The organism is Bacillus cereus group sp. BceL062 (assembly GCF_051780025.1).
GTDB classification, from domain to species: domain Bacteria; phylum Bacillota; class Bacilli; order Bacillales; family Bacillaceae_G; genus Bacillus_A; species Bacillus_A toyonensis.
The window spans coordinates 95334-118676 of sequence record NZ_JBPWGY010000003.1; the positions used below are offsets into that span (position 1 = coordinate 95334).

Sequence of the window (23343 nt, forward strand, 5' to 3'; positions counted from 1 at the left end):
GGTGCAATAAGCACCTCTTTTACATGTATATTACTCATTCAAACTGTAATTATTTCTTCAAGTTTCCTTATCATTTTTGCTATAACTGTAATTGAATTCTCTGTTTCAAATTCCCCAACATTTAAAGAATGGTTAGCGTTCTTAACAACATCAATTCTTAAATTCGTTTTATATAATTGATTAATTTGATCTACATTGTATTGGTGATCTTTATCCCCAATTACCAATAGCCCTTCGTGTCGACTATGTAAGATAGAATCAAAAATCGAATTAAAAGTTAACAATGGTGTAAGTAATATCATTTTTGACTGTGAAAATTCTTCTCTCTTCATTAAATCATTCGCAATTGGAATTGTTCCAAGTGATTTTCCTAAAAACATCGAATCGTTGTATTGTCCACTTTTTAGCACTTCATTAATGATAGGGTTAATATCATCCATCATTACTTTCGTTACTACTTCCATTGGTTTTTCCATTAATTGTCCATCGTAGGAATAATGAATATGTACTACATCTATTTTATGTTCAAGCATTAACATCGTTGCATAATAAAATAACGGCTTGTCATAATTATAGCCTGAACCTGAGAACATAAAACAAATTATATTAGAACCTTTTTCAATATGTGTGTAACGAATTACTTTATCATCTTATATGTATCTCTTTTTTAGTCCCCTTCACCGTTTTCCCCTCCGGACATGTTTACTTTTGTAAAACGATATGTTCTGTATGAACTGGTAAATCCTTTACTTTCTCTTTTATAAACGCTGGCTGTAAGTTGTATGCATCTAACTCTTCTATCGGCACCCACTTAAACATATATGTTCTATCCTCTTCATTCAGAATATATTGATCTGCCCCATTTGCAGGTAATTCTTTCAGCTCTACTTCATAGTAAAAACTAATTTCATGGAACTTTCGCTCAGAAAGTGTAAAGAAATTTTCTACTGACCATATTAATCTCTTTACTTCAATTGGAACAGCTAGTTCTTCAGCAAGCTCTCGTTTTAACGCATCTTCACTATTTTCTAGCATTTTCACGCGTCCACCCGGTACGTACCAAAAATCTTCACCGTCACCTTGCAGAATGAGTATTTTATTATCATGTTTACAAATTGCTCCGACTCGGTAATTAAAACATGTTTCCTCTACTTTAAACGTAAGGTCCATCCCGAATTCCCCCTATTTATTAAATATCGAATTATTGCAAAACAATTATGTAATTACTGTAAAGATAAGGTTACTAAATTTATCCACTTCATTCAATCATTTTCGAATTTTCCAAACGCTTATTTTTCATCATTACAAGTGTATATACATATGTTACAATCACATTGCATACTAGAAAAATATGATGGGGGTACGAATGGAAACGTTATTAATCCAGCAAACTGAGAAATCAAATAAGTTTTGGAAAATCGTTGTGAAAGAAAGCGACTACGTTGTGTTTTACGGGAAAATTGGCACAGCTGGTAGCGTGAAAGCGAAAGAGTTTGAAACAGAAGAAGAGTGCATAAAAGAAGCTAACAAACTAGTTGCTTCCAAACGTAAAAAAGGATATACAAACCCGTGCCCTGGGGAAGATTATATAAAAGAAAAAACGATAACAGAAGAAGAATTTTGGGGGCTACTCGCTCGCGCTAAAACGAAAGGTGAAGACCAGGAAGAACAAATAGAATGGCTTACTTCTCATCTCTCTAAGCGTACAGTACATGAAATTGTTGCTTTTGATACACATATGCATCATATATTAAAAGCTTCCTATACATCTCGCTTATGGGCAGCAGCCTATATTATTTTAGGCGGTTGTTCGGATGATTGTTTTGATTATTTCCGCGGGTGGTTATTATATCAAGGAAAAGAAACTTACGAAGCGTGTATTGAAGATCCAGAACGGTTAATACATGTATTAGAAAATTTGAGTGAGTATGACGTACCAAACATTGAAGAACTTTCTCTATATTTCGGTTTCACTGTATATGCAGAAAAAACTGGAGATGAAGAAGACACTTACTTTACACTTTACCATGTACTAACTGATGAAAGAGCTCATAATGACGACATTGAATTCGACTGGGATCAAGATGACGAAGAAGGTCTGAAAAAGATGTTTCCTAAGCTGTGGGAACTGTACGGAGAAGAACCGATTGAGTGGTAGATTTACATACGAAAAACGCCTTGTTTTTTTAGTAACAAGGCGTTTTTTATTGATACTATGTTTAAATTGTTATCTTCCCACTCTCCCACCACTCCATAAAAGGCTTTAAAGAAGGAGCAATCCACGTTCTACTATCATTTTCATGATTCCACACATATATATCATCTCTTTGTACCATTCCATTCAAAATAGAATAGCCAAACAAATCACCATTTCCGCCATCAGCAAAAAATAATAAACAGTCAAAAGGCATATATAAATCTTTAAAATCCACTATATTTCTCATATTCATATTTTCAGTTTTAATTTTTGAAGCTGACCATATAAAGTCCCCGTACTCACCTTCTATACCGTTTGTTTCCTGTAATAATTGATATAACTCATTAGGTAACTCCACGTGTAACCATTTTTGTATATCAGCAAGTTCATCCTTCGTTGCTGGGTTTTTCATACTTAAGTTTAAAGAAATACTTCGAATGATATTTTTCCACATAACCTTTTATCCTTCCTATAGTCCTTCATGTTCAATCAAGTTTATACCAATAATCAAATTGGGTATGTACTTGGATTATATATGTTATTATCTCTGGATCACTAGGTTGTTTTTCCTTCTTTTTATCTCTAATATCATATTCATTTACATAACGAGTATCTCCTATCTTATCTCGGTAATAATTCCCCTTTTCGGTTTCTACTACTGTACTATCATCTAAAAAATAGAGCTGAATTTCTACACCAGCCTCGTTAGAATTTGGATACTTTAACTTCCCTTTTTTTTGATAGAATGAGATTACTTCTGCCTTCGATTGCTTCGTTTCTATAACACGATTCGCTACCACTTCCCAATATCCGCCATTTGCTAATTCAATCCAATTCTTCTCATCTGCTTCATAATCTTTAATTAGCTTACTATCCAAAGGCATCGGCAATTGAAAAAATTCAGAAGAAAAGGAATGAGAGATATACCACGTACTATTTCCTACGAGAATGACCGTTAGCAAGAGCATTATAACTGTTGAAATTGTCGTCCTTTTTCTAACCTTTTTTAATTGACGTATCATATTTCTCTCCATTCCTATTATCTATAAAAACTATCCATTCCACTTTTCTAATAATTCTTTCTCCCTTTCAACTGAAATACCTGCCTTTAATCCCCTCTCTTTCATTTCATTCACCCAGTCATACACATCTGTAACAGTATCTTCTAATCTTCTAAAAGTAAGCCCTGCTTTAACAGCATTCTCAATACTAATAGAAAATCCACCTTTCCACGGCTTCGTTTCCCCTTCTAATGGAAAAGTTTCCGGAAGCCATAAAGGCATCTCTGTCCAAGGCTGTGCTTTATGTTCCTTCATAAAAGATTCATCGACCCAAACGAATTCAGCATCACTATTCGTAACCTTTTTACACGTATTTAATAGCTCTTCCATCGTCAATTCATCATTTGGACCCGTTATATTGAATGTACCGGCTTTATTATTTTCTACCATGTTTAGTCCAAAGCTTGCGACGTCTTTTATATCAACTAATTGCACTGGACGATCTTTTCTTCCTGGTACTAACACTTTCCCTCCCTTTGCTACACGCTGAACCCAGTATGGAAGGCGATCTGTATAATCAAACATTCCCGAAAGAAGTCCTGCTCTTACATGTAAAACACGCCCCGGCCAATACTTCTCTGCTTCTTTTTCACATAATACCTTTAGCGCACCATAATGCTCATAAGGCGATATTTCACCATTCTCTACAGCCTTTATCCGATCACTTGTTGGTTCAGGTTGTAATATATAGTCTTCTTTTATATGATGCAGAATCCAATCTTTATATACGGAAAGGCTTGAGATGAATATATAATGCTTTACATTATCTTTTAATACTTCGCCAACATTCCGAATATGGTGCGGAGAAAACCCACACATATCTATGACAACGTCCCATTTTCGATTTTCTAAACTTGAGACATCATTATTTCTGTCACCGATTAACTGCTCTACTTCAGGAAAAATTTCTTTATTTGTTCCGCGATTAAATAATGTAACTTCATGCCCTCTTTTTAAAGCCTCTTCTACAAAAGCTCTTCCTAAAAATCGCGTACCACCTAGAATTAAAATCTTCATAGTTCTCCCCCATTCGTGATTGAAAATCCTTTCTTTTGTTAAACGAATTTTTGTTGTGAAAAGTTACGGGGTTGGTCTAACTTTTTTCACAAGTTCAACATATGTAATTTCCATTTCATATATAATTAAAATATCGGATATTTGATTAATCACTTATACAAGTAAGTAGGTGAAAAATATAAATAGAAATATAGTTTATCATTCAACTCTATGTATTTATTTTCTTACATCGTTTGTATATATCATCTTACTGAACATAGAAAATGGTCGTAATTATTTAGGGTTTACGATGGTTATTCCGCTTTTAGCTGCTATTTTATATCAGAAATTATATAAGAAACAAAAAATGGTTCATACATTTGGAATTTCACGTCCAAAAATAAAACCATTAATTTTCTCCATATTATTGCCACTACTTCTAGGGCTATGTCTACATTTCTATTTTTATATTTATAATATAAAATTCTTATTTAATCATTGTAATGAATTGGGATTTCTCCTACTCATTGGTCTTACAATTGCTGCTTTGTCTGCATTTTTAGAAGAAATCATATGGCGCGGAAATTTTCATTACCATTTACGAAAAAAATATTCATTAAAACAAACAGCAATCATTACTGCATCGCTTTGGTCTTTATGGCATTTACCAGTATCAATCTTTTATAAAAACTATGAATTATGGTTTGTAGGAATATTAAGCTATCTCTCGTTATTATTTATTTTATCTATAATTTTGACGTATACGAGAGAGTATAGCCATTCTGTGATAACACCTGCAATTTTACATGGCATGTTCAATGTATTTTATTTAACAGATGGAGTAGAAACAAAATGCGATATTAGCCTAATGGAATTAGTTAAATTTAGCTTGCTGGCAATTGTGTTTTGCATGATTTATCTAATACATCGAAAAGTTAAAAAATAGTTAAAAGTGCCTAAACAAATTATAAAGCACTTCAACACCTTGCAATTATTCAATAATCGTATAGGTGTTGAAGTTTTCTAACTATAGTTGAACAACTTTGTTCTCACAACACTTATTTCAATCATGGAGAATATAACAAGTATAACTTAACCTTTTATTCTTATTTTTATAAAAATAACCATATTAATCTTTTAAATAAGGAAATATGGACTCTTTAATTAACTTCCATCTATCCTCTGCATTCGGTATGACTTCAGAAGCAATCACCACAACCAATTCCTTCTCCGGTACACAACAAATCACATTTCCACCATCGCCCATGGCACAGTATGAAAAGATACCACCCTCTTCTCGTAACCACCATAAGTAACCATATCGATTTGGATTCATCGCCGTTGATTCTTGTATCCACGACTTTGAAAGAATTTGCTTTCTATTATAAGTACCTTCATTCAAATACAAACGTCCAAACTTAGCCATATCCCTAACCGTTAACGTCAGTCCCCATCCGCCAGTTGTAATATCATTTGGATCGTGAACCCATCCTTTTACATCTTTTCCGAATAAGTCATCAAATCCAAATGCTTTCATATTGTAGTTTGGAATTTCTCTCATACCGAGTGGCTGAAATAGCTGTTCATTCGCAAATTCACGCGCACTTTTTCCTGTTGCACTCGAAATAATTGCTGATAGTACATGTGCTCCTGCAGAAGAATATTTAAAAGATCCAATTTCTCCGCCGTTCCCCATTCTATTAAGTGTATACTGTACCCAATTCTGTTGTGTACATAGTTCTTCTAACGGTTCTTGCCAGTCTACAAAAGGATATGGAGCTGTCATTGTAAGTAGGTGTCGCACTGTTACTTCTGATGACTTAACGTTATATTCAGGAAAAAACTCTATTACTTTTTGATCAACACTTTTTATATAGCCTTTATCTATACATATCCCAATGAGCGCAGAGATTACCGTTTTTGTGACAGACGCTACATGGTATGCATCATCTGGACCGTAACCATTATAATAGTTTTCAAAAACAACATTACCTTTATGCACTACTAACATACCGTTTATATTTTTATAGTCTTCTTTTATCTTGTAATCCAACTCTTCAAAAGTTTTCATCATTCTTCCCCCTTAATCTATGATTAAAAAGGTTCGATCGGTACATATATATCCACTATATGTTTATGTTCTGGATGCTTTCTTGGATCATTTCTATATACTTCAAAAGGATACGCATCTCTCGGTTTATATCCGCTATTTGGGAGCCATTCGCCGTATAAAAAGTCCCATGCACCTTTATATTCATCTTGACGTATTTCAAAATGGCCTACCGCATATTTCCCTGAAGGTATTACCATTATTCCAATATCACTCGTTCCTACTGCGGATTCATCTGGAATTGTTATACATAAACTTGTTCTTAAATGATAGTCCTCAGTAAACTCATGATGGTCATGGTAAATTGTTAATACTTTCGTATCCCCAAATATATGATAGTTTTGCTCCGCTGCATAACGAAATAATTTCTCTATCATTTTTGGAAAAACTATAGTTAACTCTTCATATGTACCGATATGTCTTATGTATGCGACGTTTCTATCGTCCGCTGTTACAATTTCAACATTTCCTCGAACCTTCTTACATTCATTGTATTGAGAAGGTTCACTTACGTCTTTGCAATTCTTGCTATTGTAGTTTCGATATTGAGATGGACTTACTCCGTAATAATTTTTAAATGTACGGGAGAAAACTGCTGAATCTGTGAAACCGAAGTGATACGCAATGTCTGTGATCGTCATATCCGGACGATATGTAATAAGGTGAGTTGCCCTTTCTAGTTTCAAGCGATTTACATACCGAGATAACGGCTCATCTACTATCCCTTTAAAAATTCTATGAAAATGAAACTTTGAAAATCCTGCTACATCGGCTAACGCTTCAATTGAAAGTGCATCATTTATATGTAATTCTATATAATCTTGCACTTTATAGATGCGACGTAAGTACTCATCTTTACTTTGAACACTCTCCATATACTTTCCTCCTCACAACAAAAAGGCTAACTTCGCGCTAGCCTACTTTACACATGTTTTAAAAATAAAACTCTACTCCCGCCATTCCCATCATAATTTGTATGTACGGATACACCTTCTATTTCATCATCCCCAGCCTCAATTCGAAAGCCGATTTCTTGATGAAATAGTATCGATTTTTTATTTACTGGTGACGTGATTGCTTTTACAACTTTACGGTTGCTTGCACGAGTGACATCAAAGAAATAAGAATACAATGTCGATGCAATTCCTTTTCTTCTATATTTCGGATTGACACCGATAAAATGAGCGTACGCTTCCTCTTTATGTGTTTGTGAAAAGAATCCGCATAAGAAACCTAACGTTTCGCCATCTTCTTCAATGATAAAACTCGTTTCTTGAAAATGAACGAAAAATAATTTTGGCAACATAGCAGCCATGTCTCTCCCGCCCCACCATTCATTTAAAACAGAATGAATCTTTACATAATCTTCCCCTTGGATGTTTCTTACTCGCATATGTTTCTCCCTCTCACTCACTTCATTTTTTCATAAATTTTAATGACTGTTTCTACTAATAGGATGAATACCCATATCCCGCAAAATACAAGAACAGACTGGAATATCGATCCAATTATCATAACACCAACTGCACCTGTTATTGAAAATGTTATTCCGCCAAGTCCTGGATCCTGTATAAGTGCTCCGGCAGAAAAAGCTGTTATAATAGATATGATTAAATAAATAACACTCATTATTTTTAATATTTTTATAGAAAGATAAGAATTTTGTCCTTTCTCCACTTGTGATAATTCGATTTCCCCGCTCGCAATTCCTTTTTGAAGACAATCTTCACACAAAAATTCTTCCTTAATTTTTTTAGCCCCATGTATTGTACCCGTTATTTCTTTACACCTTGAACATTTTCGATTTATCATTTTGATATCACTCCAATCAACAAGGATTACCTTAATACAATTCGTCATTTACCTTATTATCCCTTTTATGTATTTTATAGAGAAAGGTCGTGTTTTATGATTTCAAAGCTTACATTTGGTTCTAAAAATCCCACTGTTCATTATGTATTACAGCCTAGTTGCTATGCGGTTATTTTCCATTCATCTTCTTTAATGATTGCTGTTATCCAAAAAGGAGACCGTTACTTTTTACCTGGTGGCGGTATGGAAGGTAATGAAACAAAAGAAGAATGTTTGCACCGCGAACTACTAGAGGAATTAGGATGGACAATTGAAATTAATCAATATATTGGTAATGCAGCTCGATATTTTTATGCAGAAAAGGAAGATACATATTATTTGAATGATGGGTTCTTTTATATTACAAACATGGTGCAGAAACAAACTGAAAACTGTGAGGAGGATCATGTTCTAAGGTGGATATCTCCATTGCATGCTGTAGAATTTCTACTTCATGATCATCAAAAATGGGCCATTGAACAAGCTCTTTTATTACGAAAACAAAAATGATCTCCTTCTATATGAAAGAGATCATTTTTACTGTTAACTTACTTTTTTCAAATTGAGAGCTGGCTTTTTGATTCCGCCTTTTTTTACAACATATAAACCCACAAATATTATAAGTCCGCCAACAAGTTGCATCATATTGATTTGCTCTCCAATTGTTACAGCTGCAAAGATCACTGCGAATAATGGTACGAGATACATATAAACCATTACTTTTGTTGAGCCTATTTTACTAATGCCGACATACCACATCGCAAGTCCGAAGATTGTCGCAAAGATGATTGAATATGCTAGTGAACCCCAGCTTGGCATGTCTACTGGCCACGTTAATGTGTTTACGTTGAATAAACAATATATAACAAGAGGTACAATTCCAATTAATGTAGACCATGATGTAACTCTCATTGCAGAGTATTTTGTAATAAGAGGTTGTGCTAAAATTGGATACCATCCCCACGCAATTGCTGCGACTAATCCAATTATATTTCCAAGCCACGCATACTCGTAAGTAGCTCCTCCTGTATGCCCTGTTAATAAAACGAATGCTGCACCAATAAACGCTACTATTGAACCAATTTGTACTTTCATCGAAAAACGTTCTTGTTTGTGTAATACCGCTAATATCCCTGTAAAAATAGGTGACATCGCAATTAATAATGAGGCGTTCGTTGCTGAAGTATATTTCACAGATAACATAAACATCGTTTGATACATTGTCGTTCCAACGATGCCGACTGCTACTAATCGTAACCAATCATTTCTTTCAATACGTAATGAGCGTTCCATTAAAAATGTAATAAGTAATAATACCGGTGATGCTACTAAAAATCGTAAACTATTAAATTGAATGGATGACATAAATGCCACGCCATACTTTCCAATTGTATAATTTGCTCCCCATACTAATGCTACTGATACTAGGAGCCATTCCATTTGCCATCTTTTCATCCGAATCTCCCCTTCCATATTTAGCATAGTAAAATTGGCTGGATATAACACCGTCCAATTGGCTGTTTTTTTACCCAGCCAATTTGCTATACTGGATTTATATAAAAGATACGGAGGCATTTTTATGGAATGGAAGCTAGATAGTGACAGTAAAATCCCTATTTATCAGCAAGTTGTTGACTTTATTGAAAAACGTATTACATATGGAGAACTTCCTCCAGGTAGCTTCCTCCCTTCCGAACGGAAATTAGCTACACAGTTAAATGTAAACCGAAGTACAGTAACGACTGCTTATAATGAACTACGTGCTATGGGAATTGTAGAAAGTACAACTGGTAAAGGTACACGTGTAAGTACACATATGTGGGGTGTTTCTCCAACATTAACACCAAACTGGAGAAACTTCGTAGAAGGTGGTACGTTTTTACCAAACTTACCGTTACTTCGCCATATTCGGGCAGAAGTACAACAAAATGAAAATATTATAGATTTTGCAAACGGAGAACTCGGTTGTAATCTCTATCCTCATGATCAACTACAAGCGATTTTGCGAGAACAACCGTTAACGCATTCATTAAGTTATGATCACCCGCAAGGTTATCTCCCATTAAGACAAGCGGTAGTAAAATATATGAAGGAATATTTAAAAGTGGAAGCGACTGAACAATCCATTATGATTACATCCGGCGCTCAACAAGCACTTCATCTTATCGTACAATGTTTATTAAATCCAGGTGATGCTGTTGCTTTCGAAAGTCCTTCACACTGTTATTCCCTGCCTCTATTCCAATCAGCAGGTATTCGTATTTTCCCATTACCTGTCGATGAACATGGGATTAACCCAGATGATGTACAGGAGTTATATAGAAAACACCGTATTAAAATGATCTTTTTAAATCCAAATTTCCAAAACCCTACGGGAACGATGCTTCATCCAAACCGTAGAAAAAAACTATTATCACTTTGCGCAGATTTACGAATTGCAATCGTTGAAGATGATCCATCCAGCTTGCTTACGTTAGAAAAGAAACAACCTTGCCCTAGTTTGAAATCGATTGATGAAAATGGAACAGTCATTTATGTACATTCCTTATCAAAGATGATTGCACCAGGATTACGAGTCGGCTGGCTCGTCGCCCCGCAGTCTGTAGTAGAAAGGTTATCCGACGCAAGGCATCAAATGGAATTAGGTATGAGCATTTTCCCGCAGTGGCTTATGCAACAATTTTTCGAAACTGTACCATTTCAGTCTCATATCGTACCGTTACGAAAACAATTAGCGGAAAAAAGAGACGTTATCGTTCGCGCCTTAAATGAGCAACTTCACGACAAAATCTCTTTTTCAAACCCGACCGGCGGTATATACATATGGGGAAAATTAAACGAACCGATAAACGAAAAACAACTCATTATGCAAAGTTTAAAACAAGAAATCGCCTTTATGCCAGGCAGTATTTTCGGCGCGAAAGATGGTTATATTCGTTTATCTTATGGAAAAGTGAATATTAATCAAATTGAGGAAGGGATTTCTCGTTTACGTGAGGCTATTTTGGTTTGCGGGAAATAAAATAACTTTTTAATACATTTAAAACTTCTTTATTCATTAACTCCAGATAATAAGTTAGCAAAAAATAATGAAAAGAAGCTTCATTCCAAAATTAAATTATAAGAAAGCTCCTGATGATTGATACAGGGGGCTTTCTTTTCCAAATTTTTCGTTTTTCTCTATATTTCTTCCCTACTTCTAAGAATGATTCTTATAAATTGTAACTCATTATGATTAATTCACCTTTCCGCCCATCCTTAATAGTCCTCTTTCATATTCCTAACTACACATTTATTATAAATAGAGAAAATCAACTCTCCATTCTCACAATCTAGCTGTATACTTAATAAATACTATGGGATTTGAAGTTTTTATCTCCGCATTCTCACCCTCAAATATATATATTTGTTTATTTTCAATATCAATAAATGCCATAAGTCCATTCTCATTATATGCTTCTGAATATTCACCATCTATTTTTATTCTTTCAAAAGAAGAAAAAGGAGAATGTACTACTTGATATTCGGAAAGCTTCATCATTCGCTTTCCTTCCGGTACGTGTACAATTTTCGGATCATCATCGGGTAAATATTCTAGTCCGATTTTATTCGGCGCAACGAAAATTAATAGATGCAATGGTTCCATTTCATTATTTTTATAGCCATGTATATGGTTCTTCCATCCAAACACTACCTCTCCTTTTGATGCACGAATTATTTTTTTATTTGAAATATAATAATCCAAATGACCTGACAACACAACGGCACAATCTTCTCCAAACGGATGGCTATGAGGTGGTATTCCTTCTTGCAATTGAAAAATCACTTCATACACCCAATACTTATCATCATTCGTTTTATAAATAAGATCATTTTTTGATATATTAATAGTTGTTTGTGATAAATCTAAACTCCTCATTCGGCCCTCCTGATTAATTTCAGACTTACTTATCTTTTGAAACCATTGCATAGAGCAGTAACATGAAATGATCCTCTAATTTAAAATACATTTTATTTATATATATTCAATCGCCATTTTATCCAAATAAACGCTATTAAAAATCAATCCGCAGAATGAAATTCAATTAAAACTTCCTAATACTTTCGTATTAAGAAATTTTCACATCACTACATATAACCACTTATTAAAATCTATAGTACATTCGTTATTTAGTTCGAAATATTCGTTTATCTTATAAAAATACATACGTATTAAATTGCGGAAGATATTACTCGTTTGACAAAACCTAAATCTACCATTATTATCAACACGAACCTAGTTATAGGAGTGATAATAATGAAAATTTACGTTGATGCAGATGCTTGTCCTGTAAAAGATGTAATTATTTTTGAAGCTACGAATGCAGAAATCCCTGTAACCCTCGTTACTAGCTTTTCTCATTATTCTAATGCGGAACAACCAAAAGGTGTGGAAACAATATATGTTGATTCCGGAGCAGATGCTGCAGATTACCGAATTATGCAATTAGCAAAAAAAGAAGATTTAATCGTAACACAAGATTATGGTCTTGCTTCACTCGCTTTAGCAAAAGGCTGTATCGTACTACACCATAAAGGCTATAAGTATACGAATGATAACATTGAACAATTGTTACAAACACGATATTTAAGTGCAATGGTTCGAAAAAGTGGTAAACGTACAAAGGGACCGAAACCATTTACAGCAGAAGATAAAGAGAAATTTAGAGCACTCTTTAAAAGTATGATCGCACTTTAAAAATGAATCGTCTATTTGCAAGGAAAACTTCGCAAAACAAAGAAGAGAATCTCCAAATGAACATTCTCTTCTTGAGGTTTACCCGTTTAAAATGAAGGTAAATTATCTAAATTATTTTCTTTTATTCCATCAGGTTCACTACGTATAATATCTCTGCCATACTTATGAAATACATCCACATGAGCTAACTTCCCTGATTTTGCTTCACTAAGAGCAGTCATATAATCTAACTCTCTCCCGCTACTTGTTTTAAACGCTATTAAATCACCATCATCATTTTTACGAACAGCAACAATTTGTTCTGCTCCTGAAGTAACTTCCTGAGCTATTTCAAATTGAGCTTGCTCTTCTCCTTGATGTAAATAATCATTATACACTTTTTCAAAGTCTTTTTTGTCCATAAAACTCACCTCCAACACATTTTATTAGTATGGTTGGGATGTAGTGGTTTTATGTACTTTTCTCTTAGAAAAACGTATTTTTAATACCTACGCAACCCCTTCAAAGTCTCCAATATATCATCTGTAAAGGCTGTACTACCTTCTGTCTCTAAAACTCTGAAATAAAAACTTCTTAGGAAAGTTCTAATGTTTTGTACTAAAATAGCATGCTGCGGATGTCGGATGTCTTCAACAGTTGCTATGCTATGTAGCCAATTGCTCCACTCTTCTTCAGTTAAAAGATTTTGGTTACGTAACGACATAATTGGCGCTACTAATCTCTCATCTTCAAAGTGGACATATACGTAATCACTTAATCGAACCTTCTGACGAACAGCAGCTAGTATTGCATATGAGAACTCACGATTTTGGATTGTACGTGCTAAAGCATCGAGTGCATCTGCTGCATGTGCAATAGAGTGTGCCCAGCCTTTTCCTTCTACGTAGCCTCTTACATCTTCTTCTAAATATACATATTCCAACACTTGTTCTGCCACACTGTACAATTGTTCTTCCGATAACAACGGTTCTCTTTCATGAACAGATAAAATAAGTGGTGGAATTAATACAGAGAATGCACGTTTAAAAACAGAGTCTGTTCCCTTTTCACCAATTTTATAAAATAAATAATCAGGGCTAATTGCTTGTAGCATTAACCCTCGTAATTCTTTTTGTCTAAACACATCATTTGTAATCCATTTGTGAAGCGTACTATATATCAAATCATCACGCAGTTCAGCATCAGGTGATCCGATATAATCTAACATCCACTGTGCATATGGATATGCATCTACGTCTTCTGGTACAGCATAATTATTATTTTTAATTTGTAGTAGTTCTTCTTTTAGTTCTAGTACTTCATTCATTATATTTCTTGTCCCCTTTTTGCGTTTTTTATTGTCTTATCCCCTTTTATTTGCTTCATAAAATTAATTTAATTATAACAATAAACAAAAGGCTATACATATATTTCTGATTATGTATTACGCTCTTTCATGAAATATAACTTCTGGATTTCCTAAATCACTATTCTGAAATATAACATCCGTACACTCTTTCGGATTATGCTCATCTATATACATCTTACAGGCCGCATGATATCTGTTTAAAAACATCTTCTCTGCTTCTTCATAACCTCCAAAAGCTTCAGTTTCCCGCTTAGCACCACGTTTTCTCGCAATCTCAAAATCTGTATCTACAAAGATTTTGTAATCAAATAAATGTGCAACGTCTTTTTTCAATAGAAACGTTCCATCTACTATTAATATCATATTTTGTGTGGCCAATAGCGGCTCATTATGTACAGGCATATCCGTTATTAAGTTATGAGAAATCGTTTCATACTGTAAATTCCCGTTAGGTCCTAAAGGCATTAATAATCTTTCTTTGAAAGCTGTATAATCGTGTGCATCTTCATAATACCCTCTTGCAGATTCTTTTCCTTTTGCATAGCGAATCACTCTTGGATTATGAAAATCATCAATGCTGGCGCGTGTTACTGGTAATCCTCGTTTTTTTATTTCTTCCGCTAGTTCGTTTGCAAATGTTGTTTTTCCTGATGCTGTAATACCACTTACTCCAACTCTTGTTGGATAGGTTAAGTTTAGCTTTACAATATGATCTGCAATTTCTTTGATTCGTTGTTTTCGGTTCATGATATCTCCCTTTATAATTAGTTTACATAATATAATTATAAGTAATAATTCGTGTCATTATTTGTCGGTAAATCGATATCTTTTGTCGAATCGTTGATATATTTTAAGTTATGATAGATATATTTGAAAAATCGTTGATATATTATTAGCTTACTTCCCCTTAAACCCTCGATATAAAGCAGTCCGTAATTCTTGTTTGTATTCTTCAATTTCTGGCATATCGAGTTCTTCTGCTAGCCTGATAGCTAATTCAATATCATACGGTACTCGTACGAATTGGATGGAAAAGCTCGCTGCTTCTTTGTCATTGTAAGTTCCTTCGAATATTAAATAAGAAGCTTGTGTAATTTCAAGCGGATTTCCTACGCTACCAGCATTACATAGCGTTTTCCCTCTGAAATTTTGAACGAACGCTTGGTGAACGTCACCGTAGCAAACGACATCTGGTGTTCTTTCCCCTTCTATATTCTCTGTGAGATCACTATTTTCGAACATACTAATACGTTCTTCTCTTGAAGCGTGTGGTTGAATTCTTTCATATAAACTTCTTGGTGAGGCGTGGAACATACGAATGAGTTTTCCGCTCATAAAAAATTCGATCGAAAATGGTAAGCTTCTTAAATATTCATTTTGTTCTTCCGATAATTGTTTTTGATGCCATTTTAACGCTTCAAATTCAGTCGGTTTTGTAATGAAATCATCCCAATTCCCCATTACAACGCCTTCGCATTCTTTACGAATGATTTCAATTACTTCGCTTGAATGAGGGCCTTTTCCTACTAAATCTCCAAGACAAATAATGCGCTCGATTCCTCTTAATTTAATATCTTTCAGCACAGATTCTAATGCCGGAATATTACCATGAATATCTGAAATTACCGCTATTTTATCCAAATGAATCCCTCCGTTATTTATTTTTCATTATATCCATATGATAGGATTGATACCATCTTGGAACATAGGACGAAAAATGATTATGTTCTTCTAAAATTCCATTTAGTCTTTCCTTCATATCAATTACTAGGTGCGGTGTACTTCGGTTTGTCCAAACGATGTCCGCTGGGAATGTCATTGCTGCATATAAGGAATACAGTTGCCAAAAATGAAGCGACGGATTACCTCCGCAATAACCGTGAACTTGTCCAACCGCAAATGGTTTACTTATTCTTGTAGTAAAAATCGCTACATTATAAAAATCGTGTATTGGATCACCAAAATCATATCCTCCAAAATCGATAACGATAAACTCCTTGTTATGAATCATACTATTTGCTGGATGGAAGTCATCATGTAAAAGTGTAACTGGACGATTTTTTAATAAGTCTTTATGGTTTTCTACAAAGGTTAATACTGGCTTCAAATCCAGAAAATTCACCTCGTAATCTGCTAGTGTCTCTATGTATTTTTCGTATTTATTCCATCTAAATGTTTCCCATTTATTACTTGCACTTTCTCTTTCAATTGAGTGAATTCTCCTTAATACTTCTCCTGCTTTTCTTCCTACATCATACTGTTCTTCCACCGATAGCTTCCGTAAGCTCTCTTCACCATTTACTCCGTCAATCCATTCAAATACTTGAACACATTTATTTAATTCTTCAAGTTTTATAAAATGAATTAACTTGGGCGTTGGAATATGTAATAACTCTATTTGTTTCATATACGTATATTCTTCTAGTTTTCGTTCATAATTAGCAGAATCACACACTTTTACAAAATACGTTTCACGATTCTCTAGTTCAATTTTATATTTCTCCTCATACGAAAAACCTTTTGTAATGGCTATACATTTTACAATACAGGGCCACTCTAGTTTTCTTTCTATCTCTCTTACTATTTCTTCCAAAATATCCCCTCTATTCATATATGTACAAACTACCTAACACTTCATACTCTCGTTTATTCTCCCCTTTAAACTCCACTGCAAAAGGATATTCACCATTCCTAATCAAGTGTTCTTTCACTAGCCCTTCCCCAATCGGTTCACAAAACTGTACATGAATGTCACCAAACGCTACACTTTGGCACTCAGCATTCCATTTTTCATTTTTTGTGACTGAACTTGCAGTTAGCCCCATTACTTCTTTCCACTTTCGCACTGTGTCTCGAACATTTTTCACTGCATAATGGATCACTTCAATGTGTTGCACTTTGTTTTTATGTTCCGTGATCGTCCCTATGTTGCGTAAGTCGTTTCTTCTTTCTTCATCGGTTTCATTCCACTGTATAAAGAAAGGTAATCTCGGCCCGCTTTCTTCTTGCTTTACAAATAACATTTTCCATTCTAAAAGCCGGCCATCTTTTCTCATACGTTTCCCTTCAAATGGCCCTATCGTATGTAAGCCATGCTTACTAAACTTAACTGCTAGTTCTTCAATTGCATCTGTTCGAATTGCAATTTGTAGCATTCCTTCTCCATTTTGTAATTTCACCACCGTTTCTTGTACTAATGGATTTTCTGCTTCTTTCGCTTTTTCTTCATGCTGCACAGCTAAAAATTCTATGTATGATAAATCAAAATAACATAAACTATTCCAAGTTCCCCAGTTCGTATGCTCTCCGCCTAATACAGTATGAAATCCACGCTCTTGCATTTGTTTTGCTGCTTCCTCCGGTGTACAAGGCACTGCGTGAACGAGATGATCAAATCGTAACATGTCTTTCTCCCCTTTCTCTCCATCCTTTTATTGTATATTTTATTTTTCTTTCATTCAATTCAAAAAACTTAAAAACCTAGTTGATTTATATGATTAATATGTATTATAATGAAACAAATTTAATTATTGCTGATTGGAAAAACCAAAGGCACTTTTCTCATACGGGAAAAGTGCTTTTTTCATTTATTATTACAGGGGGATTATTTATGCAGAAATTAATTGTCTTTGCTATTATTGGATTTTTCGCTCAATTGATTGATGGGGCACTTGGAATGGCGTATGGGGTAACATCTACCTCACTATTATTAATGTTTGGTATTGCACCAGCTGTAGCATCCGCATCTGTTCACTTAGCTGAAGTCGTTACAACCGCAGCTTCTGGTGCATCGCACATCAAATTTGGAAACGTTGATAAATATACAGTTTCCAGATTAACATTACCCGGAGCAATTGGGGCATTTGTTGGGGCATGTTTTTTAAGTAATTTACCTGGCGATGTGATTAAACCGTACATTTCAATATTTTTATTCACTTTAGGCGTTTATATTTTATTACGATTCATTATTCAAAAACAAATTGTTACTTCCAAAAAGCGCATGTCTGCCAAACAACTTGTGCCACTCGGCTTATTCGCTGGATTCGTCGATTCAACTGGTGGCGGTGGCTGGGGTCCAATTACGACACCTGTACTGCTAGCAAGAGGAAATGAAGCTAGAAAAGTTATTGGATCTGTAGATACGAGTGAGTTTCCTGTTTCACTCGCTGCAACAATTGGTTTCTTCATCTCACTTGGCTGGGAACAAGTAAGCTGGGTTTGGGTATTCGCCTTAATGCTTGGCGGTATTGTCGCAGCTCCAATTGCCGCATGGTTAGTACGTATCGTTCCACCTCATTTACTTGGGGTATTAGTTGGTGGCCTTATTATCTTTACGAATATTCGTACACTACTTACAACATTTAAAGTGGATCCAACTATTATTTCACTTTCTTACGTGGCAGTTGGTCTTGTCGTTATTATTTCTATTTTCATTGCTGTCCGTAATCATTCCAATCGTTCTAACGCATCAACAGGCGGCTATCCGAAAGATCAAAAACAAATGCTACCATAATGATAAAAAATACCGCTCGAACTATATCGAGCGGTATTTTTTATTTTTCTATTTTCCAATTAATCATCGTATCTGTTGTATCTACTCTCTTCATATGTAATTTCTCTAATACACGAATCGAACTACCATTTTCAAAGAGTGTCTCCGCAATAATTGTATCTACCTTTCCTGTCTGGAAAGCCCACTTTATTAATTCATCTACAGATTCTGTAGCATACCCTTTATTCCAATATTTCTCAATAAAACCGTAACCAATTTCTACTGTACGTTTCTCGTTCGGTTTCCCTTTAAATCCTATATCCCCTAGTACGATGTTATCTTCTTTTCGAATGACATACCACGCACCCCACGGTAATACATCCTTATCTTGTTTTATATTTTCTACATGCCCTGCAATATGCGGGCCGCTATTGTATCCTTGATTCTTCGCAATCTGAACCCATTCTTCCGTACACGGGATAATATGTAATCTTTCTGTTTCTAATTTCATAACGATGTCCCCTTTTTAATTAAACAGTACTTCAATTTTACCACAAAAAGAAAGAATATTCACTCTTTTGATTTGCACATATGTTTTTTCTTTGGAACAAAATAAAAGAAGTGATACCCTTCAATCGTTATGTCGAATTATATTTTCTGAATTTTCTTTTAATTTTAAAGGGTTTTTCATTATTTTTTGCGAAACATTTGTATAACAATTTTTTCTTTGTTTATTGCTACATAATAGTAGGTTCGGGTGGAGTTTTGCAAGCGTTTCCTATACAATAACCGATATTTTTTGACTTTTCCTAACAAAATTCCTTGCAATATATTCAGAAACTCATTACAATTGCCATATATTAAATATCTTAGCAATATATAAATCCTCATCAATCCGATGAGGTAGAGGTTGCGACTTTTAAAAGTAAGACGGACGAGACACAGAGAATGTCACTGACTCCGTTTGAAAGGAAAAGTTGCCGAAGTTTGTATTTCTTCTCTGGAAGTATGAGCTGGGGCTGTCTCCGAAAGGAACAGAACTGTCACGTTTACAAAATTACCGTGTAAACGTGGGGTGCTATCTTAACGGAAGGGTATGATGGGGTGGTTATTTGTGAAACGTTCCGCCTAATTCCTTTGGCGGTTTTTTGTATTTTTCTCCCCCGCTCCTTCCTAACCTACAAGAAAAGGAGTGTTGAACATGAATAGCGCAACAAATCAATCTACCTCTAAAACGCAAACTACACAAGGACAAGGTGAATTAAAACGCGGATTAAAATCTCGTCACCTTACGATGATTTCTCTCGGTGGTACAATCGGTACCGGACTATTTCTTGCCAGCGGTGGTGTAATCCATTCAGCTGGTCCTGGCGGTGCACTAATCGCATACGCCGCAATTGGAATTATGGTGTATTTCTTAATGACAAGCTTAGCTGAACTTGCAGCATACATGCCTGTTACTGGATCTTTTAGCACGTATGCAACAAAATTTGTTGATCCATCACTTGGCTTTGCACTTGGATGGAACTATTGGTATAACTGGGCGATTACAATTGCGGCAGAACTAGCGGCCGTAACATTAATTATGAAATTTTGGTTCCCTGATACCCCTTCCCTCATTTGGAGTGGATTATGCTTAGCTATTATTTTTCTCTTAAACTATTTATCTGTTAAAGGTTTTGGTGAATCTGAATATTGGTTCGCACTTATTAAAGTAGTTACTATTATTATCTTCTTAGTTGTCGGCTTCATGATGATTTTTGGAATTATGGGCGGCGAATCTGTCGGCTTTAAAAACTTCACTGTTGCAGATGCTCCATTTAACGGCGGTATCATGGCAATTATCGGTGTATTTATGGCTGCTGGTTTCTCCTTCCAAGGAACTGAATTATTAGGTGTAGCTGCTGGTGAAACGTCTGATCCAGAACGCAATATCCCAAAAGCAATTCGTTCGATCTTTTGGCGCATTCTTTTATTCTATATCCTTGCAATTCTCGTTATCGGTTTATTAATTCCTTATACAACTGAAAGTCTTGCAGCAAGTGATGTTACAGTAAGTCCATTTACACTTGTATTTGAAAAAGCGGGCGTTGCCTTTGCTGCTTCTGTTATGAACGCTGTCATTTTAACGGCAGTTTTATCTGCTGGTAACTCTGGCATGTACGCATCAACTCGTATGCTTTGGGATTTAGCTCGTCAAGGAAAAGCACCGAAGTTTTTAGGCAAATTAGATAGCCGTGGTGTACCTGTTAACGCTCTAATCGCAACATCAGTAGTTGGTAGCGTCGCTTTCATCGCTTCTTTATTCGGTGACGGTGTTGTATATATTTGGTTATTAAACGCTTCTGGTATGTCTGGCTTTATCGCATGGGTTGGTATTGCAATTAGTCATTACCGCTTCCGTAAAGCATATATCGCACAAGGAAAAGATTTAAAAGACTTACCATATAGAGCAAAATGGTTCCCATTCGGTCCAATCTTCGCATTTACACTTTGCGTCATCGTAATTTTAGGACAAAACTACGGCGCATTTATGGGTGAATCAATCGATTGGAACGGCGTACTCGTTTCTTACATCGGTTTACCGCTCTTCTTAGTACTATGGTTAGGATATAAATTTACAAAGAAAACAAAAGTGATTCCACTTGATAAATGTGAACTAAAATAAAGTAGAGCGAGCAAACAATTTTGTTTGCTCGTTTTTTTACAATTCTCTTTACTTCCCTATTTCTTTTGTTTTTGCAATAATAAAAGAAATAAAAATAAAGGTTGGGATACAATGAACATTCGTATTACTGATGAAGCAAAAGCAGCTATACATAGATTAGAACGTGAAGATAAAAAGGTCATTCGCATTAGAGGAACAATGACAAACTCTTGTAGCATTTTCGTTGATGTTGATTTAGTTTGGGATACATACAATGCAGATGATATTGTATATGAGGATGAAATGCTTATTGTACAAATGGACTCATTCACGAAAGATTACACTGGTGATACAGTGAAACTTGATTATAAGACGACTGGTTTTAGTATTACGACTCCTAGTGAGACGTTAGTTTATGGATTGTCGATTAAAAAATAAAAATTATTTTCAACTGACCAATGAGGTGGAAAAATGGGTAAATACGTTCCATTAAAATTTTTATTTAATGATGAATTAGCAGAAAAAATGGCTGATTCTATTTGTAAACACGATTCTACTTTCTCTAAAAAAAACTTTATAGCCTCCGTAACATGTAAAGTTGAAGGTTTAGAGTTAAAGCAACGGATTGAAGTAATAGCAGATGAATTACACAATGCTTTACAAAAAGATTTTAATGAAGCAATACATATATTACTGAAAACATTGGGACCAGAAAATACAACAGAAGTAGGTACATTTACAAACGGCTATATGTACATGCCTATCGCAAAATACGTTGAAAAATATGGGCTTAACGATTTTGACTCCTCATTCCACGCAATGTATGAAATAACAAAAAGGAATACTGCTGAATATGCCATTCGGCCTTTTCTTGAAACGTACCATGAAGACACACTAAATATTTTACAACAGTGGATTCATGACGAAAACAGCCACATTAGGAGACTAGTTTCTGAAGGTACAAGACCAAGACTTCCTTGGGCAAAAAAAACAGGAGCTCTAAAAGGTAACTTTAAGAACAATTTACAGCTTCTTGAACCATTAATGAATGACCCTTCTAAGTATGTTCAAAAATCTGTAGCCAATCATATTAACGATATTACGAAGGAAGATAAAGAACTCGTTTTTCAATGGTTGCAGCAATTACGTGATAAACAGCATCCTGTTAACCCTTGGATTATAAAACATGGGTTAAGAACGGTGATAAAAAATGGTACTTTACCAAAAGATTTTTATTTTTAAGTATTTTTAAATGAAAACGGCCAAAACAAAAACGCTTATGCTTCAAGAATGAAGTATAAGCGTTTTTTCTCTTTAAAACATTATCCCTGCCTTAAAATATTTTGAAACATTTCCGGTTTATTTTGTTTAAAACTCTCTATTATTTCTTTTCCAAATATCGTTATACTCTTCTCCCAAGGATGGCCTAAATACCCCCACTTAAAGTCTTTCTGAATAAAGAAATAGTAATCACCATTCGGAAATATTGGTATACGCCACTCATAAAATTCATTTCTTTCAAACTCTAAGTGTGGATTTACCCAATAACACTCATGTTGCCAATCTAGTGCCATCATATATTCATTCAATGCTGTATTCTCTTTGAAAACTTTTAATGCTTTTTCTTCAAGTTCATCATATACATTTAAATCTACCGATTCTCCAAAATAATGAGAGATGTCATATGTGATAAACGGTCCTGGTACTTTAAACGATGGAAATATTGAAACACTTGGTGAAAATTCATAGTCACTATATACTTTATCCCAAATTCGATCGTACTCTTTATCTGTAAACTCAATCCAATTTTTCATTAAATATCTACCTTCTCTTTATATTTCAAAGGAATTCCACTCAAAAATCCCGAATATATAAATAATCATTCTCGCAAGGAGCGAATTTA

At 34.8% G+C, this 23343-nt stretch carries 27 protein-coding genes, 1 pseudogene and 1 riboswitch; of the genes and pseudogenes, 9 read left to right on the forward strand and 19 right to left on the reverse strand.

The window, feature by feature from the left end; translation table 11 throughout:
• Positions 1-38: 38 nt before the first annotated feature.
• Both ACS2MN_RS08785 and ACS2MN_RS08790 read right to left on the reverse strand, forming a co-directional pair.
• A pseudogene (locus ACS2MN_RS08785) lies at positions 39-681 on the reverse strand (alpha/beta hydrolase).
• 21 nt (positions 682-702) lie between these two features.
• Positions 703-1170 (reverse strand): NUDIX hydrolase, encoded by a 468-nt coding sequence (locus ACS2MN_RS08790; protein ID WP_098137967.1) that lies wholly within the window; start codon positions 1168-1170, stop codon positions 703-705.
• A 196-nt stretch (positions 1171-1366) separates the two neighbouring features.
• Here ACS2MN_RS08790 and ACS2MN_RS08795 point away from each other — a divergent pair, with 196 nt between their 5' ends.
• On the forward strand, positions 1367-2158 hold the full coding sequence (locus ACS2MN_RS08795; protein ID WP_098137969.1) for a DUF4240 domain-containing protein: 792 nt from the start codon (positions 1367-1369) through the stop codon (positions 2156-2158).
• Positions 2159-2219: 61 nt separating this feature from the next.
• On the opposite strand, the gene ACS2MN_RS08800 is transcribed toward ACS2MN_RS08795, so the two are convergent.
• The 3 genes from ACS2MN_RS08800 to ACS2MN_RS08810 are packed head-to-tail and all read right to left on the reverse strand — an operon-like array spanning position 2220 to position 4275.
• Complete coding sequence (locus ACS2MN_RS08800) at positions 2220-2651, reverse strand: SMI1/KNR4 family protein (RefSeq protein ID WP_000265757.1); 432 nt, start codon at positions 2649-2651, stop codon at positions 2220-2222.
• Between the two features lie 31 nt (positions 2652-2682).
• On the reverse strand, positions 2683-3219 hold the full coding sequence (locus ACS2MN_RS08805) for a hypothetical protein (protein WP_000621041.1): 537 nt from the start codon (positions 3217-3219) through the stop codon (positions 2683-2685).
• Between the two features lie 30 nt (positions 3220-3249).
• Positions 3250-4275, reverse strand: a complete 1026-nt coding sequence (locus ACS2MN_RS08810; RefSeq protein ID WP_098709484.1) for an SDR family oxidoreductase — start codon at positions 4273-4275, stop codon at positions 3250-3252.
• 169 nt (positions 4276-4444) lie between these two features.
• Between ACS2MN_RS08810 and ACS2MN_RS08815 the strand changes: the two genes are divergently transcribed.
• Positions 4445-5200 carry a CPBP family intramembrane glutamic endopeptidase gene (locus ACS2MN_RS08815; protein ID WP_015000654.1) on the forward strand — a complete coding sequence of 252 codons (756 nt, stop codon included), beginning with the start codon at positions 4445-4447 and terminating at the stop codon, positions 5198-5200.
• A gap of 183 nt (positions 5201-5383) precedes the next feature.
• On the opposite strand, the gene ACS2MN_RS08820 is transcribed toward ACS2MN_RS08815, so the two are convergent.
• The 4 genes from ACS2MN_RS08820 to ACS2MN_RS08835 are packed head-to-tail and all read right to left on the reverse strand — an operon-like array spanning position 5384 to position 8176.
• On the reverse strand, positions 5384-6325 hold the full coding sequence (locus tag ACS2MN_RS08820; protein ID WP_000846445.1) for a serine hydrolase domain-containing protein: 942 nt from the start codon (positions 6323-6325) through the stop codon (positions 5384-5386).
• A gap of 23 nt (positions 6326-6348) precedes the next feature.
• The gene (locus tag ACS2MN_RS08825) at positions 6349-7239 is read right to left on the reverse strand and encodes an AraC family transcriptional regulator (protein ID WP_000446743.1); all 891 of its coding nucleotides are present in this window, start codon (positions 7237-7239) and stop codon (positions 6349-6351) included.
• A gap of 47 nt (positions 7240-7286) precedes the next feature.
• Complete coding sequence (locus ACS2MN_RS08830) at positions 7287-7757, reverse strand: GNAT family N-acetyltransferase (RefSeq protein WP_088054835.1); 471 nt, start codon at positions 7755-7757, stop codon at positions 7287-7289.
• A 17-nt stretch (positions 7758-7774) separates the two neighbouring features.
• Positions 7775-8176, reverse strand: a complete 402-nt coding sequence (locus ACS2MN_RS08835; RefSeq protein WP_088054859.1) for a DUF3980 domain-containing protein — start codon at positions 8174-8176, stop codon at positions 7775-7777.
• A gap of 96 nt (positions 8177-8272) precedes the next feature.
• Between ACS2MN_RS08835 and ACS2MN_RS08840 the strand changes: the two genes are divergently transcribed.
• Positions 8273-8725 carry an NUDIX hydrolase gene (locus ACS2MN_RS08840; RefSeq protein WP_000624014.1) on the forward strand — a complete coding sequence of 151 codons (453 nt, stop codon included), beginning with the start codon at positions 8273-8275 and terminating at the stop codon, positions 8723-8725.
• Positions 8726-8758: 33 nt separating this feature from the next.
• On the opposite strand, the gene ACS2MN_RS08845 is transcribed toward ACS2MN_RS08840, so the two are convergent.
• Positions 8759-9670, reverse strand: a complete 912-nt coding sequence (locus ACS2MN_RS08845) for a DMT family transporter (protein WP_000832950.1) — start codon at positions 9668-9670, stop codon at positions 8759-8761.
• A 124-nt stretch (positions 9671-9794) separates the two neighbouring features.
• On the opposite strand from ACS2MN_RS08845, the gene ACS2MN_RS08850 reads away from it, so the two are divergent.
• Positions 9795-11237 (forward strand): PLP-dependent aminotransferase family protein, encoded by a 1443-nt coding sequence (locus tag ACS2MN_RS08850; RefSeq protein ID WP_438894685.1) that lies wholly within the window; start codon positions 9795-9797, stop codon positions 11235-11237.
• A 303-nt stretch (positions 11238-11540) separates the two neighbouring features.
• Here ACS2MN_RS08850 and ACS2MN_RS08855 read toward each other — a convergent pair whose 3' ends face one another.
• Positions 11541-12134, reverse strand: coding sequence for a cupin domain-containing protein (locus ACS2MN_RS08855; RefSeq protein WP_001257076.1), 594 nt, complete (start codon positions 12132-12134; stop codon positions 11541-11543).
• 378 nt (positions 12135-12512) lie between these two features.
• Between ACS2MN_RS08855 and ACS2MN_RS08860 the strand changes: the two genes are divergently transcribed.
• Positions 12513-12953, forward strand: a complete 441-nt coding sequence (locus ACS2MN_RS08860) for a YaiI/YqxD family protein (protein ID WP_000708761.1) — start codon at positions 12513-12515, stop codon at positions 12951-12953.
• Positions 12954-13039: 86 nt separating this feature from the next.
• Here the strand turns inward: ACS2MN_RS08860 and ACS2MN_RS08865 are convergent, their stop codons facing one another.
• From ACS2MN_RS08865 to ACS2MN_RS08890, 6 genes are all read right to left on the reverse strand, one after another.
• Positions 13040-13354: a DUF3892 domain-containing protein gene (locus ACS2MN_RS08865; protein ID WP_087949609.1), complete on the reverse strand. Its 315-nt coding sequence runs from the start codon at positions 13352-13354 to the stop codon at positions 13040-13042.
• Between the two features lie 80 nt (positions 13355-13434).
• On the reverse strand, positions 13435-14259 hold the full coding sequence (locus ACS2MN_RS08870) for a DUF2785 domain-containing protein (protein WP_088054836.1): 825 nt from the start codon (positions 14257-14259) through the stop codon (positions 13435-13437).
• 117 nt (positions 14260-14376) lie between these two features.
• Positions 14377-15048: a uridine kinase gene (locus ACS2MN_RS08875; protein ID WP_001080559.1), complete on the reverse strand. Its 672-nt coding sequence runs from the start codon at positions 15046-15048 to the stop codon at positions 14377-14379.
• Positions 15049-15198: 150 nt separating this feature from the next.
• Entirely contained in the window at positions 15199-15942 is a 744-nt protein-coding gene (locus ACS2MN_RS08880; RefSeq protein WP_000357626.1) for a metallophosphoesterase family protein, read from the reverse strand.
• A 13-nt stretch (positions 15943-15955) separates the two neighbouring features.
• A complete protein-coding gene (locus ACS2MN_RS08885; RefSeq protein WP_346994516.1) occupies positions 15956-16894 on the reverse strand; it encodes an aminoglycoside phosphotransferase family protein in 939 nt (312 codons plus the stop codon).
• 10 nt (positions 16895-16904) lie between these two features.
• Positions 16905-17705 (reverse strand): VOC family protein, encoded by an 801-nt coding sequence (locus ACS2MN_RS08890; RefSeq protein ID WP_088054837.1) that lies wholly within the window; start codon positions 17703-17705, stop codon positions 16905-16907.
• 98 nt (positions 17706-17803) lie between these two features.
• Between ACS2MN_RS08890 and ACS2MN_RS08895 the strand changes: the two genes are divergently transcribed.
• Positions 17804-18814 (forward strand): sulfite exporter TauE/SafE family protein, encoded by a 1011-nt coding sequence (locus ACS2MN_RS08895; RefSeq protein ID WP_043323018.1) that lies wholly within the window; start codon positions 17804-17806, stop codon positions 18812-18814.
• Positions 18815-18854: 40 nt separating this feature from the next.
• On the opposite strand, the gene ACS2MN_RS08900 is transcribed toward ACS2MN_RS08895, so the two are convergent.
• Positions 18855-19304 carry a GNAT family N-acetyltransferase gene (locus tag ACS2MN_RS08900; RefSeq protein ID WP_000764585.1) on the reverse strand — a complete coding sequence of 150 codons (450 nt, stop codon included), beginning with the start codon at positions 19302-19304 and terminating at the stop codon, positions 18855-18857.
• A gap of 385 nt (positions 19305-19689) precedes the next feature.
• Positions 19690-19882: riboswitch (Lysine riboswitch) on the forward strand.
• A 112-nt stretch (positions 19883-19994) separates the two neighbouring features.
• On the opposite strand from ACS2MN_RS08900, the gene ACS2MN_RS08905 reads away from it, so the two are divergent.
• The 3 genes from ACS2MN_RS08905 to ACS2MN_RS08915 all read left to right on the forward strand — a co-directional run bounded on the left by ACS2MN_RS08905 (position 19995) and on the right by ACS2MN_RS08915 (position 22682).
• Positions 19995-21461 (forward strand): amino acid permease, encoded by a 1467-nt coding sequence (locus tag ACS2MN_RS08905; protein WP_001083390.1) that lies wholly within the window; start codon positions 19995-19997, stop codon positions 21459-21461.
• 111 nt (positions 21462-21572) lie between these two features.
• Positions 21573-21878: an iron-sulfur cluster biosynthesis family protein gene (locus ACS2MN_RS08910; protein ID WP_001026192.1), complete on the forward strand. Its 306-nt coding sequence runs from the start codon at positions 21573-21575 to the stop codon at positions 21876-21878.
• 33 nt (positions 21879-21911) lie between these two features.
• A complete protein-coding gene (locus tag ACS2MN_RS08915; RefSeq protein ID WP_000521687.1) occupies positions 21912-22682 on the forward strand; it encodes a DNA alkylation repair protein in 771 nt (256 codons plus the stop codon).
• A gap of 80 nt (positions 22683-22762) precedes the next feature.
• On the opposite strand, the gene ACS2MN_RS08920 is transcribed toward ACS2MN_RS08915, so the two are convergent.
• Positions 22763-23254 carry a DUF2716 domain-containing protein gene (locus ACS2MN_RS08920; RefSeq protein ID WP_000800378.1) on the reverse strand — a complete coding sequence of 164 codons (492 nt, stop codon included), beginning with the start codon at positions 23252-23254 and terminating at the stop codon, positions 22763-22765.
• Positions 23255-23343 lie beyond the last annotated feature (89 nt).

Coding starts and splice junctions, on each gene's coding strand:
- ACS2MN_RS08790 (WP_098137967.1), bottom strand. CDS start 1,170: ATGGACCTTACGTTTAAAGTAGAGGAAACATGTTTTAATTACCGAGTC.
- ACS2MN_RS08795 (WP_098137969.1), top strand. CDS start 1,367: ATGGAAACGTTATTAATCCAGCAAACTGAGAAATCAAATAAGTTTTGG.
- ACS2MN_RS08800 (WP_000265757.1), bottom strand. CDS start 2,651: ATGTGGAAAAATATCATTCGAAGTATTTCTTTAAACTTAAGTATGAAA.
- ACS2MN_RS08805 (WP_000621041.1), bottom strand. CDS start 3,219: ATGATACGTCAATTAAAAAAGGTTAGAAAAAGGACGACAATTTCAACA.
- ACS2MN_RS08810 (WP_098709484.1), bottom strand. CDS start 4,275: ATGAAGATTTTAATTCTAGGTGGTACGCGATTTTTAGGAAGAGCTTTT.
- ACS2MN_RS08820 (WP_000846445.1), bottom strand. CDS start 6,325: ATGAAAACTTTTGAAGAGTTGGATTACAAGATAAAAGAAGACTATAAA.
- ACS2MN_RS08825 (WP_000446743.1), bottom strand. CDS start 7,239: ATGGAGAGTGTTCAAAGTAAAGATGAGTACTTACGTCGCATCTATAAA.
- ACS2MN_RS08830 (WP_088054835.1), bottom strand. CDS start 7,757: ATGCGAGTAAGAAACATCCAAGGGGAAGATTATGTAAAGATTCATTCT.
- ACS2MN_RS08835 (WP_088054859.1), bottom strand. CDS start 8,176: ATGATAAATCGAAAATGTTCAAGGTGTAAAGAAATAACGGGTACAATA.
- ACS2MN_RS08840 (WP_000624014.1), top strand. CDS start 8,273: ATGATTTCAAAGCTTACATTTGGTTCTAAAAATCCCACTGTTCATTAT.
- ACS2MN_RS08845 (WP_000832950.1), bottom strand. CDS start 9,670: ATGAAAAGATGGCAAATGGAATGGCTCCTAGTATCAGTAGCATTAGTA.
- ACS2MN_RS08850 (WP_438894685.1), top strand. CDS start 9,795: ATGGAATGGAAGCTAGATAGTGACAGTAAAATCCCTATTTATCAGCAA.
- ACS2MN_RS08855 (WP_001257076.1), bottom strand. CDS start 12,134: ATGAGGAGTTTAGATTTATCACAAACAACTATTAATATATCAAAAAAT.
- ACS2MN_RS08860 (WP_000708761.1), top strand. CDS start 12,513: ATGAAAATTTACGTTGATGCAGATGCTTGTCCTGTAAAAGATGTAATT.
- ACS2MN_RS08865 (WP_087949609.1), bottom strand. CDS start 13,354: ATGGACAAAAAAGACTTTGAAAAAGTGTATAATGATTATTTACATCAA.
- ACS2MN_RS08870 (WP_088054836.1), bottom strand. CDS start 14,259: ATGAATGAAGTACTAGAACTAAAAGAAGAACTACTACAAATTAAAAAT.
- ACS2MN_RS08875 (WP_001080559.1), bottom strand. CDS start 15,048: ATGAACCGAAAACAACGAATCAAAGAAATTGCAGATCATATTGTAAAG.
- ACS2MN_RS08890 (WP_088054837.1), bottom strand. CDS start 17,705: ATGTTACGATTTGATCATCTCGTTCACGCAGTGCCTTGTACACCGGAG.
- ACS2MN_RS08895 (WP_043323018.1), top strand. CDS start 17,804: ATGTATTATAATGAAACAAATTTAATTATTGCTGATTGGAAAAACCAA.
- ACS2MN_RS08900 (WP_000764585.1), bottom strand. CDS start 19,304: ATGAAATTAGAAACAGAAAGATTACATATTATCCCGTGTACGGAAGAA.
- ACS2MN_RS08905 (WP_001083390.1), top strand. CDS start 19,995: ATGAATAGCGCAACAAATCAATCTACCTCTAAAACGCAAACTACACAA.
- ACS2MN_RS08910 (WP_001026192.1), top strand. CDS start 21,573: ATGAACATTCGTATTACTGATGAAGCAAAAGCAGCTATACATAGATTA.
- ACS2MN_RS08915 (WP_000521687.1), top strand. CDS start 21,912: ATGGGTAAATACGTTCCATTAAAATTTTTATTTAATGATGAATTAGCA.
- ACS2MN_RS08920 (WP_000800378.1), bottom strand. CDS start 23,254: ATGAAAAATTGGATTGAGTTTACAGATAAAGAGTACGATCGAATTTGG.